This window comes from Bordetella ansorpii (assembly GCF_900078315.1).
In the GTDB taxonomy this organism is placed as follows: Bacteria; Pseudomonadota; Gammaproteobacteria; order Burkholderiales; family Burkholderiaceae_B; genus Bordetella; species Bordetella ansorpii.
The window spans coordinates 140,538-156,027 of record NZ_FKBS01000013.1 but is presented as its reverse complement, the minus strand read 5'-3'; the positions used below and the strand labels follow the sequence as shown (position 1 = coordinate 156,027).

General features: G+C 67.8%; 16 protein-coding genes. 4 read left to right on the top strand and 12 right to left on the bottom strand.

Features of this window, described 5'->3' with window-relative positions:
• The first annotated feature begins 118 nt into the window (after window positions 1–118).
• The 3 genes from A7W11_RS06900 to A7W11_RS06895 are packed head-to-tail and all read left to right on the top strand — an operon-like array spanning window position 119 to window position 878.
• A complete protein-coding gene (locus tag A7W11_RS06900; protein ID WP_066126222.1) occupies window positions 119–319 on the top strand; it encodes a CsbD family protein in 201 nt (66 codons plus the stop codon).
• A 47-nt stretch (window positions 320–366) separates the two neighbouring features.
• Window positions 367–528: a DUF1328 domain-containing protein gene (locus A7W11_RS27330; RefSeq protein WP_082852992.1), complete on the top strand. Its 162-nt coding sequence runs from the start codon at window positions 367–369 to the stop codon at window positions 526–528.
• Window positions 529–542: 14 nt separating this feature from the next.
• Window positions 543–878 carry a BON domain-containing protein gene (locus A7W11_RS06895; protein ID WP_066410275.1) on the top strand — a complete coding sequence of 112 codons (336 nt, stop codon included), beginning with the start codon at window positions 543–545 and terminating at the stop codon, window positions 876–878.
• Window positions 879–1,042: 164 nt separating this feature from the next.
• Here A7W11_RS06895 and A7W11_RS06890 read toward each other — a convergent pair whose 3' ends face one another.
• The 11 genes from A7W11_RS06890 to A7W11_RS06840 form a co-directional block, all read right to left on the bottom strand.
• The gene (locus A7W11_RS06890; RefSeq protein ID WP_066410274.1) at window positions 1,043–2,590 is read right to left on the bottom strand and encodes a multicopper oxidase family protein; all 1,548 of its coding nucleotides are present in this window, start codon (window positions 2,588–2,590) and stop codon (window positions 1,043–1,045) included.
• 104 nt (window positions 2,591–2,694) lie between these two features.
• Complete coding sequence (locus A7W11_RS06885; protein WP_066410273.1) at window positions 2,695–3,561, bottom strand: PhzF family phenazine biosynthesis protein; 867 nt, start codon at window positions 3,559–3,561, stop codon at window positions 2,695–2,697.
• Between the two features lie 111 nt (window positions 3,562–3,672).
• On the bottom strand, window positions 3,673–5,052 hold the full coding sequence (locus A7W11_RS06880) for a 4Fe-4S binding protein (protein ID WP_066410272.1): 1,380 nt from the start codon (window positions 5,050–5,052) through the stop codon (window positions 3,673–3,675).
• A gap of 47 nt (window positions 5,053–5,099) precedes the next feature.
• Window positions 5,100–5,945, bottom strand: coding sequence for an FTR1 family iron permease (locus A7W11_RS06875; protein ID WP_066410271.1), 846 nt, complete (start codon window positions 5,943–5,945; stop codon window positions 5,100–5,102).
• Between the two features lie 24 nt (window positions 5,946–5,969).
• Window positions 5,970–6,293, bottom strand: a complete 324-nt coding sequence (locus A7W11_RS06870) for a cupredoxin domain-containing protein (RefSeq protein ID WP_066410270.1) — start codon at window positions 6,291–6,293, stop codon at window positions 5,970–5,972.
• Window positions 6,293–6,829, bottom strand: a complete 537-nt coding sequence (locus A7W11_RS06865) for an iron transporter (RefSeq protein ID WP_066410410.1) — start codon at window positions 6,827–6,829, stop codon at window positions 6,293–6,295. Before A7W11_RS06865 ends, A7W11_RS06870 begins: the two co-directional genes overlap by 1 nt.
• Before the next feature lie 151 nt (window positions 6,830–6,980).
• Window positions 6,981–7,544, bottom strand: coding sequence for a polyhydroxyalkanoate synthesis repressor PhaR (gene phaR / locus A7W11_RS06860; RefSeq protein ID WP_066410269.1), 564 nt, complete (start codon window positions 7,542–7,544; stop codon window positions 6,981–6,983).
• 116 nt (window positions 7,545–7,660) lie between these two features.
• Window positions 7,661–8,398, bottom strand: a complete 738-nt coding sequence (gene phbB / locus A7W11_RS06855; RefSeq protein WP_066410268.1) for an acetoacetyl-CoA reductase — start codon at window positions 8,396–8,398, stop codon at window positions 7,661–7,663.
• A 66-nt stretch (window positions 8,399–8,464) separates the two neighbouring features.
• Window positions 8,465–10,090, bottom strand: coding sequence for a class I poly(R)-hydroxyalkanoic acid synthase (gene phaC, locus A7W11_RS06850; RefSeq protein ID WP_066410267.1), 1,626 nt, complete (start codon window positions 10,088–10,090; stop codon window positions 8,465–8,467).
• Between the two features lie 204 nt (window positions 10,091–10,294).
• Entirely contained in the window at window positions 10,295–11,071 is a 777-nt protein-coding gene (gene pgeF, locus A7W11_RS06845; RefSeq protein WP_066410266.1) for a peptidoglycan editing factor PgeF, read from the bottom strand.
• Window positions 11,059–12,021: an RluA family pseudouridine synthase gene (locus A7W11_RS06840; protein WP_066410265.1), complete on the bottom strand. Its 963-nt coding sequence runs from the start codon at window positions 12,019–12,021 to the stop codon at window positions 11,059–11,061. Before A7W11_RS06840 ends, pgeF begins: the two co-directional genes overlap by 13 nt.
• 107 nt (window positions 12,022–12,128) lie before the next feature.
• On the opposite strand from A7W11_RS06840, the gene A7W11_RS06835 reads away from it, so the two are divergent.
• Window positions 12,129–12,920, top strand: coding sequence for an outer membrane protein assembly factor BamD (locus A7W11_RS06835; RefSeq protein ID WP_066410409.1), 792 nt, complete (start codon window positions 12,129–12,131; stop codon window positions 12,918–12,920).
• A 107-nt stretch (window positions 12,921–13,027) separates the two neighbouring features.
• Here A7W11_RS06835 and A7W11_RS06830 read toward each other — a convergent pair whose 3' ends face one another.
• Window positions 13,028–15,157: an ATP-dependent DNA helicase gene (locus A7W11_RS06830; RefSeq protein ID WP_066410264.1), complete on the bottom strand. Its 2,130-nt coding sequence runs from the start codon at window positions 15,155–15,157 to the stop codon at window positions 13,028–13,030.
• Window positions 15,158–15,490: the final 333 nt, after the last annotated feature.

The window sequence follows — 15,490 nt, the reverse complement described above, 5'->3', positions numbered from 1 at the left end:
ACCCTGTGGGGGCGACTGGTGTAGTGGTTCCCACGAATAGCTGATCAGCTTTCATATCCTTGGCGGCAAGCTCCGAAGGCCATCGGAAACCCGCCGCAAATTGCTAGGAGAGGACGACATGAACAACGACATCGTTGCTGGCAAATGGAAGCAGCTCAAGGGCAAGGCCAAGGCGGCCTGGGGTGACCTGACCGACGACGAACTTACCCGCACCGAAGGCAACGCCGAACGGCTCGCCGGCCTGGTCCAGGAACGTTACGGCAAGACGCGCGAAGACGCCCAGCGCGAAGTGCGCGAGTTCTTCGACCGCAACCCCTGATCCGGCGCATTGCGCTTCCCGCATCTCGTCTCTAGAGGAGAAACACCATGCTGTATTACGCGGTAGTCTTCTTCGTCATCGCCATCATCGCGGCGGTCCTGGGTTTCGGCGGCATCGCCGCTGGCGCGGCGGGCATCGCCAAGATCCTGTTCTTCGTGTTCCTGGTCCTGGCCCTGCTGTCCATCCTGGGCGGCGCGTTCCGACGATAACGGAGGTATCAGGCATGATCACCCGTAAATGGATGGCCGCGGCCGTGATCGGCGCCGGCGTGGCGGTAACCGCGCCGGCCCTCGCGGCGGAGGGCAAAGGCGACAAGCAATCCGTTGGCGAATACGTGACGGACGCCACGATCAGCACCAAGGTGCGCGCGGCGTTCGTGGCGGACAAGGCATTGAGCGCCCTGGACATCGCCGTGGAAACCAATGACGGTGTCGTCACCCTGACGGGCAGCGTCGCCACCAGCGAGCAGGTCAACCATGCGGCTGACGTGACCCGCGGTGTAGACGGCGTCAAGCAGGTCAAGAACGACATCAAGGTGGACCCGAGCAAGGCCAAGTAAGGCCTGCACGTCGTCTCCAGCGACGCCCCTGAACGGGCCTTCGATATCCGGACGTCAGTCCGGCATCAAAGGGCTTGATCAGGGGCGTTTTCCATAGGGCGCGTCCCCGCCCGCCTGAAGGACGGATCGCCCTCCTCCAGCCGCCGGACTCGCGGCCCATGCCGTTACGGCTTGACCTCCACGATCCCCATCATGCCCTGGTCCTCGTGTTCGAGGATGTGGCAGTGATACATGCGCAGACCCGGCGCGTCCTGCCGCAGCAGGATGCGCACCGTCTCGCCGGGCGGCACGTTGACCGTGTCCTTCCACGCGAGCCAGGGTTCGGGCTGGAATGCGCCGTTGCCGCGGCGGCGCGCCGTGACCTGGAACTGCACGCCATGCACATGGAAAGGATGATCCATGTCGGCCTGGTTCTCGATCTCCCATTGCTCCACCTGCCCCGCCCGCATCGTCACGTCCACGCGCTTCATGTCGAACGCGGCGCCGTTGATCAGGAAGTGCATCGCCATGCCCTGCGGCCCGTGCGACATGGTCTCGGTGAAGACGAAGCGGCGTCGCTCCACCGGCTGGCCCAGCCGCGCGATGGCGCGCAGCGTGGCCGGCAGCGGCGGCACCTTCGGCGCGACCAGGGCAGCGGCCACCTGCACGTCCAGCAAGGTCAGGCCGGCCGATTGCGGACGGTCCGGCCCCATCCAGCCCGAGTCGTATTCCAGTGTGCGCAACGCGGCCTGGCCGGCATGCGGGAAGGTCACCACGATCTCGGCGCGCTCGGCGGGCGCCAGCAGCAGTTCGGTAGCGTCGACCGGCTTTTCCAGCAAGCCGCCGTCACTGCCCACCCGCGTCATCGCGGCCCCCTCGAAGACCAGGCGCAGGTAGCGGGCATTGGTGGCGTTGAACAGGCGCAGCCGGCGGCGCGTGCCGGCCACCGCCTCCATCACCGGCTGCTTCTGGCCGTTGACCAGCACGTGGTCGCCGATGCGGCCGTTCATCGCATCGGCGTCGGTCGGCGGCGCATGCGCGCCGTCCTCGGCCAGGCGCAGGTCGGTGAACATCAGCACCGTATCGCCGTACTCGGCGGGAATCGGATCCTTGCGCGAGCGCACCAGGAACACGCCGGCCAGGCCGCGATAGACCTGCTCGGCCGTGCGGCCATGCGGATGCGGGTGATACCAGTACGAGGCCGCGCTATCCGCAGGCAGCGTGAAGCGATAGGCACGATCCCCTCCTGACGCCACGGCATCCATGGGGTTGCCGTCCTGGTCGGACGGCACCGGCATGCCGTGCCAATGGATGGTGCTGTCCTGGCCGGGAATGCGGTTGGCGAAAGTGATGTCGATGCGGTCGCCTTCGTAGGCCTCGATCAGCGGACCGGGACTGGCGCCGTTGTAGGCCAGCACCGGGGTGGGCAGGTCGGGCGCGAAATGCGCCATGGCGGGCGCGGCGGTCAGCGTGGCTTTGAAGACGCCCGGTTCGGATGAGGCGTTGGCCAGGCGGGGCAATTCGCGCAGCGGCTGGCCTTGCGGCAGGTCGACGACCTTGCGCGGCGCGCCGTCGGCCGGCATCGCGCCGGTGTCCATGGGCATGCCGTGGTTCATGCCGCCATGGCCGCCGTGCTGCATGCCTTGCCCCTGATGCCTGTCCATGCCCTGCGCCTGTACGCGCTGCGTGAACAGGGCCGCCAGGGGAGCCGCGAGGAATGTTCGCCGATGCATCGCCCTCTCCGGTTGAATCGATGGGCGCGACGATAAGGCTTGCCATGGTGGGAAGGTCAAGCAACAACGGAGGCGGGCTCACCGTCCGAGCAAAGCCCTGGCGTTCACACCGTCACCTCGCCCCGCCCCAACGGAATCACCCGGCCGCCGACCTTGATCTTGCCGTCCTCGGTCACGTCCAGGTACAGCGTGCTGGGCCGTCCCACCTGTTCGCCCTGGCTGACCACCAGCCTCGCCGGCAGCTTGTGGTCATGGCTCAGCAGCCAGCCCCCCAGATTGGCGCAGGCCGATCCCGTGGCCGGATCCTCGACCACGCCACCGCCCGGCTTGACGAAGAAATGCCGCGCCAGCACGGTCTGGCGCCCATCGGCGGCCTGGTCGCCGAAAGCGAACACATAAGCCGTGCGGCGTCCCAGGCTGTTGGTCGGCCAGTCGGCGCGCCCGGCATCCGGCATGGCGCGGCGCACGGCGTCGAAACTCTTCAGCGGCACCAGCATCTGGTCGTTGCCCGTGTCCACGCGCATCGGTTCATCCAGCAGATCGTCCGCCGACAGGCCCAGCAAAGCCGCCACGTCGGCCGCCGATGCGGACACGCGCGCGGTACGCGGCGCGCCGTCGGTGGGGGCGGTCAGGGTCCAGAGATTGCCTTGCGCCACCACGGGCACCAGCCCGGCCTTCACTTCCAGCGTCAGGGCGTCGCCGGCGTTCTGCACCTGGCTGACCACGTGCGCCGTGCCCAGCGTGGGATGGCCGGCAAAGCGCATCTCGTAGCCCGGCGTGAAGATCCGCACGCGCGCATGGGCCGCGTCGCACGGCAGCATGAACGTGGTTTCGGACAGGTTGAACTGCAGTGCCAGGCTTTGCATCAACGCGTCATCCATGCCGCGCGCATCCTCGAACACGCACAGGGGGTTGCCGCCGAAAGTGCTTTCGGCGAACACGTTGACCAGATGATAGGTATAGGACGGCATGCGATGGCTCCGGAGCGGGACGAATGCCCGCCACCTTAGCGCATCTCTGTTCTGGTCTGGGCGGGCTCATCTGTGTCGGTCGAACCGACCGCCAGGCGGGCCCGGACAGGATCACCAGAGCGCGAAGAACAGCACCCAGGCCCAGCAGAACGGCGCGATCCCGGCAGCGAAGGCCCCCCAGGCAGCCGCCCGGCGCGCAAGACTTGCCGGACGCCGCGCCAGCACGCGCCAGCCCAGCCGCAGCGACCACAGCACCGCCAGCGCCAGCAGCGTGAACCGCACGGGCGCGACCCAGTGCGTGCCCATGCCTTCATGCTGCAGCAGCGTGATCGTGGTGGCCGACAGGCCCAGGAACACGCCGATGCCGGCCGACGGAATCAGCGCCTGCGCCAGCTTGTGCACGCCGCCGAAGCGGGTGGCCGAATCCTTCAGCGGGGCCAGCCGGTCGGCCAGCCACAATGACAGGAACGACGCGCCGCCGATCACGGCCGCGGCGCCCACGCAGAACGCCAGGATGGCGCTGCCGTCCAGCCACGAGAAGCTGTCGTTGGCTTCGGGATAGTGCGTGAGGATGTACCAGGGCGCGTTGTCCATCAGCGGCCACAGGATGTCGCGCTCGACCAGCCAGGTGGCCACGGCCTGCTTCAAGGTGACGTACCAGGGGCTGGCGCTCCAGAGGAACGCGCCCATGGCCACGCCCATCATGCCGAAACAGATCAGCACGGTCTGCCACGGATCGCCGTCGGCCACCTGCACGATCTCTTCCTCGGGCGAGCGCGGCGTCAGTGCAATGGCGCCGCGATAACCGCTGCAGCGTCCACAGACGTGGCAATCGCCCGCGCCCTTCATGTGGCGCAACGGCACCAGCGGCGCGCAGTTCACGGGCTCGATGCGGATGACCGGATGGCGCCATGCCTCTTCGTTCACCTTGAAATGCCAGGGCGCCAGCTTGGCCAGCAACGTGAACACGCCGTTGACCGGGCACAGGTACTTGCACCAGACGCGCTTGCTGCGGCCATAGCGCCAGCCGACGATCATCGCGGCCACGGTCGAGCCGCCCAGCACCGCCAGTACCGCCAGCGGATACTGGTAGACACTGACCAGTTGGCCATAGACGGTGGTGATGACGAAAGCCATGAAGGGCCAGCCGCCCCAACGCATCCACTTCGGGATGGCATGGCCCTGCCCGCGCTCGCTGGCCCACTCGGTCAGCATGCCCTCGGGACAGAGCCAGCCGCACCAGGCGCGGCCCAGGATGGGCATGGACACCAGCACGAACGGCCACCAGACGCCCCAGAAGGCGAACTGCGCGACCACCGTCAGATTGTTGAAGACCGACGCCGCATTGTCCGGCAGCGGCAACATCGGCGGCACGATCAACAGGAAGGCGTAGATGGCGACAATGCCCCATTGCAGCTTGCGCAGCAACGGGGCATGGTCACGGAGAAAATCGGCGATGCGGACGGTTGCCCGTCCGAGTGCGGCAGCCATGTATTCAAACCTTGCGCGCCCGGGGGCGCGCGTTCAAGCCGTGAAGTTTATTGCACCGCCGGGCGGGCCGGTGCAACGGCCGCCTGACGGTTGGCGCGGCGCAACAGCGCCCATACCACTGCCCAGTAGGCCAGCCAGGCCAGTATGGAGACCAGCGCGGGATAGGCGCGATAACCCGCGAAGTCGGCCAGGACCTTGCCGATGCCGCTGCTGTCGTCCAGCAACCAGGAACTGTCCCAGATCGGATCGACGATAGCCGGCACCACGCCCAGCGAAATCAGGCGGTCCAGCCCGCCGATCAAGAGCGCGCCGGCCAGCAGCAGCAGCAGGATCTCGGTCAGCTTGAAGAAACGCCGCCACGTGATGAGCTTGCCGCCCAGTTGCAGCAGCCAGAACGTCAGGAAGGCAATGCCCAGGCCGGCCACGCCGGCCAGCGCCAGCATCCAGGGCGACTCGCCCTGCGCCGCCGACACCGTGCCGTACAGGAACACGACCGTCTCGCTGCCTTCGCGCGCCACGGCGATCATCACCAGCACCAGCAGGCCCCACCAGTTGTCCTGCGCCACGGACTGGCGCGCGCCGCCTTCCAGCTCGCCTTTCAGCGTGCGGCCATGTCGTTTCATCCACACGACCATCTGCACCACCAGCGCGCACGCCACCAGCGACATGCCGCTCATGAACCATTCCTGCCCCTCGTCGCTGAGCCAGGACGACACGCCCAGCAGCACCAGCGCCAGGGCCAGGGCCAATCCCAGGCCGGCGGCCACGCCGCCCCAGAGATAGGGCATGCCGCGGCGGCCTTCGGGCGAGGCCCGCAGCCACGAATAGAGGATGCCCACCACGAGCAATGCCTCGACGCTTTCGCGCCATACGATGAAGAGAACCTGTTCCATATTCCGTACAGCCCTGTGTTGCCGCTACTCGGGCTTGACCACCAGCGTGCCGCGCACCTGCTGATGGAAATCGTCGAAGAAGGGATACTCGCCGGGACGCGAGATGGTGATCACCACGAAGGACTTGACCCCGGGGCCCAGCACTTTTTCCTTGCGCAGCGGAAGACTCTCGAACTCGACGGGCTCGTTGCTTTCGTTGATGAGTTCGATCTTGAAACGGCCCGCCGGCACTTCGAGGCGCTCGGGCTCGAACGTGCCATCGGGCTTGAACGTCAGTGTGAAGGTCGGCAGGTCGGCGGCGGCGACCGCCGACCAGGCGAGCAGCGCGGCGGCCAGCAGCCAACGCATCAGTAGCCGCCCTTCTTGCCGGTGCCGGCGTAGACGAAGTCGTATTCCAGGTCGAACGCGGCGGGGAATGCCGCGACGCCGGTTTCCTTGTCGGTATGGCGGCCGAAATGGCTCATCCCATCGGCGCCCGGCGGCAGGATCGTGTACTTCAGGTGGTACTTGCCCGGACCTTCGAGCTTGACGTTGTCGCCGTAGTGCGGCCCGTCGTTGGCCACCATGGGCATGAACGTGCCCTTGATGACGTTGGCGCTGCCGGCCTTCTGGATCTCGAACTTGACCGTCAGGTACGGCACCCACTCGCCTTCGGGGAAACCGCTCTTGTTGTCGGCGGTGGCGTGGATGTCGGCCTCGAGGTGGACGTCCGACTCCTTGGCGGCGCGCATCATGCCCGGCGGGTCCATTTCGATCGGCTGCAGGTAGACCGCGCCGATTTCCATACCGCCCTTCTGGACCGGCTTGCCGATGGGATATTCAGCCGCCTGGGCGACAACCGAAAGGCCCAGGCCCAGAGCCAGGGCCACGGCGTGCTTGATCATCAATACTTCCTTCAGTTCCAACGCGCCCCGGAGCGCGTCGCGCAATTTTTAAACAAGAACCATTTTCAATAATGGTAGCGCGTTGAACTGACGTTTCACTGAATCGTCATGCCGCCATGACGTGGGGGACGCATGCCGCCCCCCGGCCTGCCTACTTGCGCCCGCCCGGCGTGCCGCCCGGAGGAAACGGAAAAGTGGAGAACATCGCACGGGTCTGGTCCTGCATCTGGTCCTGCATCTGCACGAACAGGTTCTTGCTCTGGTCGATGTAGTTGTTCATCATGTTCTGCAGCATCGGGGTCTGCACGTTCATGAACTGCGCCCAGGCCTCGGGGCCGAACTGGCTGCCGTACAGGCCCTTGGACTGCTCGGCCATGCGCTGCTGGATGTCCATGAAGGCCTGGATGTTCTTCTCCAGGTACGACCCCATGATGCCCTGCATGGCATGGCCGTAGAAGCGGATGATCTGCGACAGCATGGTCGACGAGAACATCGGCATGCCGCCGCTTTCCTCTTCCAGGATGATCTGAAGCAGGATGCTGCGCGTCAGGTCTTCGCTGCTCTTGGCGTCGATGACCTGGAACTCCTCGTTCGCAAGCACCAGTTGCTTCACGTCTGCCAACGTGATGTACGTGCTGGTCTGCGTGTCGTACAGGCGGCGGTTCGGATACTTCTTGATCAGGCGCAATGCGGCGCCGTTCTGTGCTTGCGTCATGACTGTCCCCGAGATCGGGTGATCTCTTCTAATCGCGTTGGTTGTCAGTGTACCGCCGGGCAACCGCCCTCCTCGAACGGCGCCCGCGGGCGTGATCGAAGTGGCGGCGGCCGCGCTCAACCCATGTGCAGGCCGCCGTTGAGCGAAAAGTCGGCGCCGGTGGCGAAGCCGGATTCGTCGGAAGCCAGCCAGGACGTCATCGAGGCGATTTCCTCGGGCGTGCCCAGGCGGCGCACCGGAATCGTGGCGACGATCTTCTCCAGCACGTCGGGGCGGATGGCGCGGACCATGTCGGTGCCGATGTAGCCCGGCGAAATGGTGTTGACGGTGACGCCCTTGCTGGCCACTTCCTGCGCCAGCGCCATGGTGAAGCCGTGGATGCCGGCCTTGGCGGTGGAGTAGTTCGTCTGCCCGAACTGGCCCTTCTGGCCGTTGACCGAGCTGATGTTGATGATGCGGCCCCACTGGCGGTCGACCATACCGTCCAGCACCTGCTTGGTGACGTTGAACAGGCTGTTGAGGTTGGTGTCGATGACGGTGCGCCAGTCGTCCACGGACATCTTGCGGAACAGGCCATCGCGCGTGATGCCGGCGTTGTTCACCAGCACTTCCACGGGGCCGTGCTGCTGCACGACGCGCTCGAAGGCTTCCTTGGTGGAGTCCCAGTCGGCCACGTTGCCGACCGAGGCATGGAACGTGTAGCCCTGCGCCGCCTGCTCGTCCAGCCATTGCTGGTAATTGCGGCTGGGACCGCAGCCCGCCACGACCGTGAAACCGTCCTTGGCCAGGCGCTGGCAGATCGCCGTCCCGATGCCGCCCATCCCGCCAGTCACGTATGCAATCTTGCCGCTCATGGGAAATCCTCCGTTGTGCCCCACACGTTTCTACGCCGATACCTGGTTCGCCACCGCGGCGGACAATCAGACGGCTCTGACTTTCACGTACCTGCCCGGCGCCGGCTCGATCGGCCTGTGCCGGGCGTTACCCAGTTTGCTGCGGGCGCGCACCTGCGGGCCGGCTTGCATGCCCAGCCATTGCGCCCAGTCGGTCCACCAACTGCCGGGATGCTCGACCGCATCGGCCAGCCAGGCGTTCGGATCGCCCGGCAGGGCCGCATCGTCGGCGCCCACCCAGTAACTGCGCTTCTTGCGGGCCGGCGGATTGACCACGCCGGCGATGTGTCCCGACGCCCCCAGCACGAAGCGCCTGCGGCCACGCAGCAGTTGCGTGGACGCATACGCCGATGCCCAGGGCACGATGTGGTCTTCGCGCGATCCGAACAGATACGCCGGCAGATCGAGCCGCGTCAGATCCAGCGGCACCCCACGGGCCTGCGTGCGTCCCGCCACCTTGAGGTTGTTCTCGAGGTACATATTGCGGAAGTACCACGCGAAGAACGGCCCCGGCAGGTTCGTGCTGTCGGCGTTCCAGAACAGCAGGTCGAACGCGGGCGGCGTCTGCCCCTTCAGGTAGTTGCCCACCACGTAGTTCCAGACCAGCTCGTTGGGCCGCAGGAACGAGAACGTGGTGGCCAGGTCGCGCGCGGGCATCAGCCCGCCGCGGCCCAGTTGATGGTCGCGCAGCAGCGCATGGCCTTCGTCGACGAAGACCTTGAGCACGCCGGTGTCGTGGAAATCGAGCAGCGAGGTCAGCAGCGTGAGCGAGGCGGCCGGATGCTCGCCGCGCGCGTGCGCCAGCGCCAGCGCCGACGCCAGCATGGTGCCGCCCACGCAGAAGCCCAGCGCATTGACCTGCGGCTGGCCGGTGATGTCCGCGGCCACGGCCAGCGCCTGCAGCACGGCCTCTTCGAGGTAATCGTCCCAGGTGGCGGTGTCGACGCCGTCGTTGTCGGCCGGCACCGGATTGCGCCACGACACGATGAATACCGTGTGGCCCTGCTCGACCGCGTAGCGCACGAAGGAGTTCCCGGGCTGCAGGTCGAGGATGTAGTACTTGTTGATGTTCGGCGGCACCACGACCAGCGGACGCTGGTAGACCGTGCCGGTGGCGGGCGCGTACTGGATCAGCTGCATCAGCCGGTTCTCGTACACGACCTGGCCCGGCGTGGCGGCCACGTTCACGCCGATCTCGAACTGGGTCTCGTCGGTCTGGCTGATGCGGCCGCGCTGCAGGTCGTTCAGCAGGTTCGACATGCCGGCGGTGAGCGCCTTGCCGGCCGTCTCGACGATCGATTGCTGCGCGTCGGGATTGAAGGCAAGGAAGTTGGCGGGCGACAGCGCGTCGACCCACTGCATGATGGAAAAGCGCAGCCGCTCGCGCACCGGCTCGCTGACCTGGGCGGCGTCGACCATGCGGGTCATGGCGCGCGCGGACAGCAGGTAGGCATGCGCGATGAGCGTGTGCTGGGCATTGGCCATCCAGGCCGCGCCGGCAAAGCGGCGGTCGGACGGCGCCGCCAGCGCGCCACGCTTGGCGTCTTCGCACAAGCGCAGCCAGTCACGCGAGAAGTCGGCTTGGATCTCGGCCAGGGCATCCGGCGCCACGCTCACCGGAACGGGCCATGTAGCGGAAAGATGAGCGGTCACTGCGACACCTTGTTATCGGAACTGCGCCAAACGATGGTGCATGGCACACCAAACACTGTCAATGCGGGAATACAACAAGGATACGGGGAATGGCGCGCGGATTCATGCTGCAGCGCAGTATGCGTGGCATCGACGCGGCCTGCGCATGCAGCCCGTGTGGACCGTGTTCACGACAACATCAGGCCGAAGCGCTCGGCCGGCGGCCTATTCGCCTTCGCGCGTGCCGCGTGGCGCCAGCCAGGCCAGCGCCGCCATGCGCCCGGTTTCCTTGTCGCGCCGGTACGAGAAGAAACGCGGATCGGTGACGGTGCACAGGCCGCTGAGCTCGGGTTCGGCCACGCCGGCGCGCACCAGCTTCAGGCGCGCCAGTCCCGGCAGGTCGGCCAGCCACTTGCCCGGCGCCTCGGGACGCGGCACGAAGAAGGCCGCGGCTTCGGCGTCGCCATCGGAGAAGGCCCGCACGACGTCCTCGCCGACCTCGAACGCCGACGGGCCGATGCCGGGGCCGACCCAGGCGCGCCAGCCACGGGCGTCGGGCGCCTTGGCGCGCATGGCGGCCAGCGTGTTCTCCAGCACGCCGCCGGCCAGACCGCGCCAGCCCGCATGCGCCACACCGAGCACGGCGCCCTGGTCGTCGGCCATGACCACCGGCAGGCAATCGGCCGCCATCGCCACCAGCACCCGGCCGGGCCGGGTGGTGACGCTGGCGTCGGCGGCGGGTTCGTGGCGCACGTCGGTATCGGCGTCGACCACGTCGGCGCTGTGCACCTGGCGCAGCCACAGCGGTTCGGACGGCACGACGGCGCGCACGCGCCTGCGGTTCTCGTCCACGACTCCGGGGCGGTCGCCCGCGCGCAGGCCCAGGTTGAGCGTGTCGTGCGGCGCCGTGCCCACGCCGCCGCCGCGCGTGGTGCAGAAATACCGCACCCCTTGCCAGCGCTGGCCGCCCACCACGGGCAGCTCACCGATCACGTATTCCATTGGATCGCATCCTGTACGGCAATCATGTCGGCGGGCAGCGCCGACTGGAATTCGACCAGGCCGGCGCCGCCGGGATCGTCGAAACGCAATGCGCGCGCGTGCAGCATCTGGCGCGGCGCGCCGGCCAGGGCATTGCCGCCATACAGCGCATCGGCCAGCAGGGGGTGGCCCAGGCTGGCCAGATGTACGCGGATCTGGTGGGTGCGGCCGGTTTCGAGCCGGCAGATCACTTGCGTGACGGGCTTGTCGTCGGCGGTGACGCCCTGGCGGTCGGCGCGGTAATGCGTGACGGCGGGCTTGGGTGCCACGGGGCGCTCGACGCTCATGCGCACCGGCACCCGCGCGTCGCGGCCGATGGGGCGATCGACGCTGCCCTCGGCGCGCAGCCAGCCCTGCGCCAGCGCCAGGTATTCGCGGCCCACGGTGCGGGCCTGCAACTGGCGCACCAGATGGGTCTGCGCCAGTTCGGTGCGCGCCACGACCATCAGGCCGGACGTGTCCTTGTCCAGCCGGTGCACGATGCCGGCGCGCGCCACCCGCGTCAGTTCGGGATAGCGGTGCAACAGACCGTTGAGCAGCGTGCCGCGCCAGTTGCCGGCGCCGGGATGAGTGACCAGCCCGGCGGGCTTGTCGACCACGATCCAGTCGGCGCTGTCGGCCACCACGGCGAAATCGATGGGTTCGGGCGAGAAGGCCAGGTCTTCGGGGGCGGGCTGTTCCCAGACGGCCAGGCGGTCGCCCGGGCCGACGATCTGGCGCACCTTGGCCGGCTCGCCGTTGACGTGCACGTGGCCGGCCTCGATCCAGCCCTGCAGGCGGCTGCGCGAATGGCCGGGCAGCAGGCCCGCCAGCACCTTGTCCAGCCGGTCGGCGTGGGTCCGCAGCGGCAGCGCGATCACGAACGGTTCATCGTCGGAAAGCGGGTCTGTGGAGACAGCTGTGTCGGACATGGAGACAAATCATATAATCGGCCTGCCATGCTACCACTTAGGAAATTCGCCTCGTGATTCACCGCACCGCAGCTCCCTCGTCTTCCGGCTTCCGACGCGGGCCGGCCCTGCGCGCGGCGATCGCGCTATCGGCCCTCTTGCTGATCGCCGGTTGCGGCGGCTCGAAGAGCGACTACGACCCCACCGCGGGCTGGAGCGCCGAACAGCTCTACGCCGACGCCAAGGAAGAAGTCTCCGCCGGCAACTGGGACAACGCCCGTACCCGCCTGACCTCCATCGAAAGCCGTTATCCCTTCAGCGTGCATGCCCAGCAGGCCCTGATCGAACTGGCCTACGTCAACTGGAAGGACGGCGAGAACGAGCAGGGCCTGGCCGCCATCGACCGTTTCCAGCAGCTGTATCCGAACCATCCCGGTACCGACTACATGCTGTACCTGAAGGGCCTGATCAACTTCACGCCCGCCAGCGCCTTCATGACCAACCTCACCGGCCAGGATCCCGCCGAGCGCGATCCCAAGGGCCTGCGCGCGTCCTACGACGCCTTCGCCGAACTGCTCAAGCGCTATCCCAACAGCCGCTACGCGGCCGACGCGCAGCAGCGCATGACCTGGCTGGTCAATGCCATCGCCATGAACGAAGTCTACGTCGCGCGCTACTACTACGAGCGCGGCGCCTACCTGGCCGCCGCCAACCGCGCCCAGACGGTCATCACCGATTTCGAAGGCGTGCCGGCCGCCGAGGAAGCGCTGTACATCCTGCAGCAGTCCTACGGCAAGCTGGGCATGAAAGACCTGGAAGCGGACGCCAGCCGCGTGCTGAGCAAGAACTACCCCAACAGCAAGTTCGAGACCGAGGGCCTGGCCGCGGAAAAGAGCTGGTGGAACCCCTTCTCGCGTTGATCCGCCGGGGCGGGCGGCCATCCGCCCGCGTCATGTCCACGCGACGCAGATGAAGACGGCCCGCTGCAAGCGGGCCGTTCTCTTTTCAGGGTCCGGACGAGGGCCTGTCAATCCTGCTCCCTGGACGCGCCCGACGAGCGGCGCGCGTAGAACGCCAGGGCCGCGTCCATGTCGCGCGTACGCGCGAACGGCGGCAGGCCGCGCCACAGCCGCTTGCCGTACGGTTTCTCGACCAGGCGGGCATCGCCCACCACCAATACGCCCCAATCGCTTTCGGTGCGGATCAGCCGGCCCGCGCCCTGCTTGAGCGCGATGGCGGCCTCGGGCAATTGGTACTGTTCGAACGGATTGCCGCCGCGGGCCCGGCAGGCGCGCAGGCGGGCCTCGATCACGGGATCGTCGGGCGGGGCGAACGGCAGCTTGTCGATGGCCACCAGCGTCAGCACGTCGCCGGGCAGGTCGATGCCTTCCCAGAAACTGGCGCTGCCGACCAGCACGGGATGCTTCAGCTTGACGAAGCGCTCCAGCAGGTCGCGGCGCGTGGCTTCGCCCTGGCGCAGGATGGGCCAATCGTGGCCGGCGTCCTCGCAGGCGTCCTTCAGGCCCTCGGCGACCCGCTCGACGGCGCGCAGCGTGGTGCACAGCACCAGCGCGCCGCCCGGACTGGCTTCCAGCAGCGGCATCAGGGTTTCGACGAAGCGCTCGATGAAACGCGGCGACTGCGGCTCGGGCATGCCCTGAGGCACGTACAGCAGGCCCTGGGTGGCGTAGTCGAACGGCGATTCCCACCGGCCGGTTTCCGCGTCGTCCAGGCCAAGCTGGCTGGTGAAATGGTTGAAATCGCCATGCACGGACAGCGTGGCCGACGTCAGGATCCACGCCTGGCCCGGCTTGCGGTGGCGGGAAAAGGCCTGCGCCACCGACAGCGGTGCGGCATGCAGGCGCACGTGATGCTGGCCCTGCTCGACCCAGCGCACCGCGGGGCCCGTCCAGGACGCTTCGGCGGCGGCTTCCCGCAACACGGCCTGGGCGGCCTCGCGCGCGGCGGCCACGGCCGGCTCGGCAGCCTCGGCCACGGCCTGGGCCTCGGGGCCGTTGGCATCCGAGCCCCAGCCCGGATCCAGTACCGTTTCGGCCGCGCCCGGACGTCCCGGCGAGGCCCAGCGTGCCAGGCGGGTGACCAGATCGGCGCCGCCACGGGCGGCCGCCATCAGGTCGGGATGCTTTTCCGCCACGCCGGCCAATGCCCGGGTGGCGGCTTCCAGCTTCTTGCGCAGCACGGCCAGCGCGGCGTCGAACACCTCGGGTTCGGGCATGGCCTCGAACGTGGCCTTGCGGCCCGGCACGCGCTCGAGCGAGGCACAGGCCAGGCGCAGTTCGCGGGCGGCGGTCTCGACGTCGCGCGAGACGTCGCCCCATTTCGCGGCCTCGCGCGCATAGGCCAGGCCAGCGGCCTCCATGGTGCGGCCAAAATCCAGCAATTGATGCGTGGACACGCTGTTGCCGAGGAACCGCGTGGCCGTGTCCGGCAACTGGTGCGCCTCGTCGAAGATGACCGTGTCCACTTCCGGCAGCAGATCCGTCACGCCCTCTTCGCGCAGCACCATGTCCGCCATGAACAGCGCATGGTTCACCACCACCACGTCGGCCTCTTGCGCCTGGCGCCGCGCCTTGACGACGAAGCAGTCGCGGATGCGCGGACAGTCCTGTCCCAGGCAGTTTTCGCGGGTGGAGGTGACGCGTTGCCAGATGTCGGCGTCTTCGGGAATCTGGGCCAGGTCGGCCCGGTCGCCGGTCTTGGAGATATTGGCGAAGACCTGGATCTGGCGCAGTTGGGTGATCTCGGCGCGATTCTTCAACGCGCGCTCGTCGCCCTGCAGGCGGTCAAGGTGATAGTGGCACACGTAGTTGCCGCGCCCCTTGAGCAACGCGGCCGTCACGGGCAGCGCCAGCGCGGCGCGCACGCGCGGCAGGTCGCGGGCATACAACTGGTCCTGCAGCGTGCGGGTGCCGGTGGACACCAGCACCTTGCCGCCGCGCGCGAAGGCCGGCACCAGATAGGCCCAGGTCTTGCCGATACCCGTGCCGGCCTCGGCCACCAGCGTGCCGCGCTGGGCCATGGTGCGCTCGATGGCCTGGGCCAGATCGACTTGGGATTGCCGGCGCAGATAGCCGGGCAAGGCTTGGGCCAGGGGGCCGTCGGGGGCGAAGAATTCGGTGATGTCCGGATGCAGCATGGCGGGGGCGGGAAGATGACCTACATGATACCCGGGGCCGCCTGCGGCAGTCTTCGGCAGGGACGTTTCCGCTACGCTGCCGCGGGCGGACCGCGGGCCCGGAAAGGATGCTGTCAGGACCCGGCGAGCCGCCCCGGGCCGCGTCCGCTGTCCGCTGCGGTTTCCGGGTCGGCGCCTGCGGATGCCCGACCACGATTGGCGGACTGCGCGGCGTGCGACGGTTTCGTCACGCCAGGGCCAGCAACTTCCGCCATCCGGCAAAAGTCCGCGCACACGGGACCTGCGGCGGTTCGCGGCCCCGGCATTCCGCCTGGAAACCAAAGGACACACTTG

Coding starts and splice junctions, on each gene's coding strand:
- A7W11_RS06900 (WP_066126222.1), top strand. CDS start 119: ATGAACAACGACATCGTTGCTGGCAAATGGAAGCAGCTCAAGGGCAAG.
- A7W11_RS27330 (WP_082852992.1), top strand. CDS start 367: ATGCTGTATTACGCGGTAGTCTTCTTCGTCATCGCCATCATCGCGGCG.
- A7W11_RS06895 (WP_066410275.1), top strand. CDS start 543: ATGATCACCCGTAAATGGATGGCCGCGGCCGTGATCGGCGCCGGCGTG.
- A7W11_RS06890 (WP_066410274.1), bottom strand. CDS start 2,590: ATGCATCGGCGAACATTCCTCGCGGCTCCCCTGGCGGCCCTGTTCACG.
- A7W11_RS06885 (WP_066410273.1), bottom strand. CDS start 3,561: ATGCCGTCCTATACCTATCATCTGGTCAACGTGTTCGCCGAAAGCACT.
- A7W11_RS06880 (WP_066410272.1), bottom strand. CDS start 5,052: ATGGCTGCCGCACTCGGACGGGCAACCGTCCGCATCGCCGATTTTCTC.
- A7W11_RS06875 (WP_066410271.1), bottom strand. CDS start 5,945: ATGGAACAGGTTCTCTTCATCGTATGGCGCGAAAGCGTCGAGGCATTG.
- A7W11_RS06870 (WP_066410270.1), bottom strand. CDS start 6,293: ATGCGTTGGCTGCTGGCCGCCGCGCTGCTCGCCTGGTCGGCGGTCGCC.
- A7W11_RS06865 (WP_066410410.1), bottom strand. CDS start 6,829: ATGATCAAGCACGCCGTGGCCCTGGCTCTGGGCCTGGGCCTTTCGGTT.
- phaR (WP_066410269.1), bottom strand. CDS start 7,544: ATGACGCAAGCACAGAACGGCGCCGCATTGCGCCTGATCAAGAAGTAT.
- phbB (WP_066410268.1), bottom strand. CDS start 8,398: ATGAGCGGCAAGATTGCATACGTGACTGGCGGGATGGGCGGCATCGGG.
- pgeF (WP_066410266.1), bottom strand. CDS start 11,071: ATGGAATACGTGATCGGTGAGCTGCCCGTGGTGGGCGGCCAGCGCTGG.
- A7W11_RS06840 (WP_066410265.1), bottom strand. CDS start 12,021: ATGTCCGACACAGCTGTCTCCACAGACCCGCTTTCCGACGATGAACCG.
- A7W11_RS06830 (WP_066410264.1), bottom strand. CDS start 15,157: ATGCTGCATCCGGACATCACCGAATTCTTCGCCCCCGACGGCCCCCTG.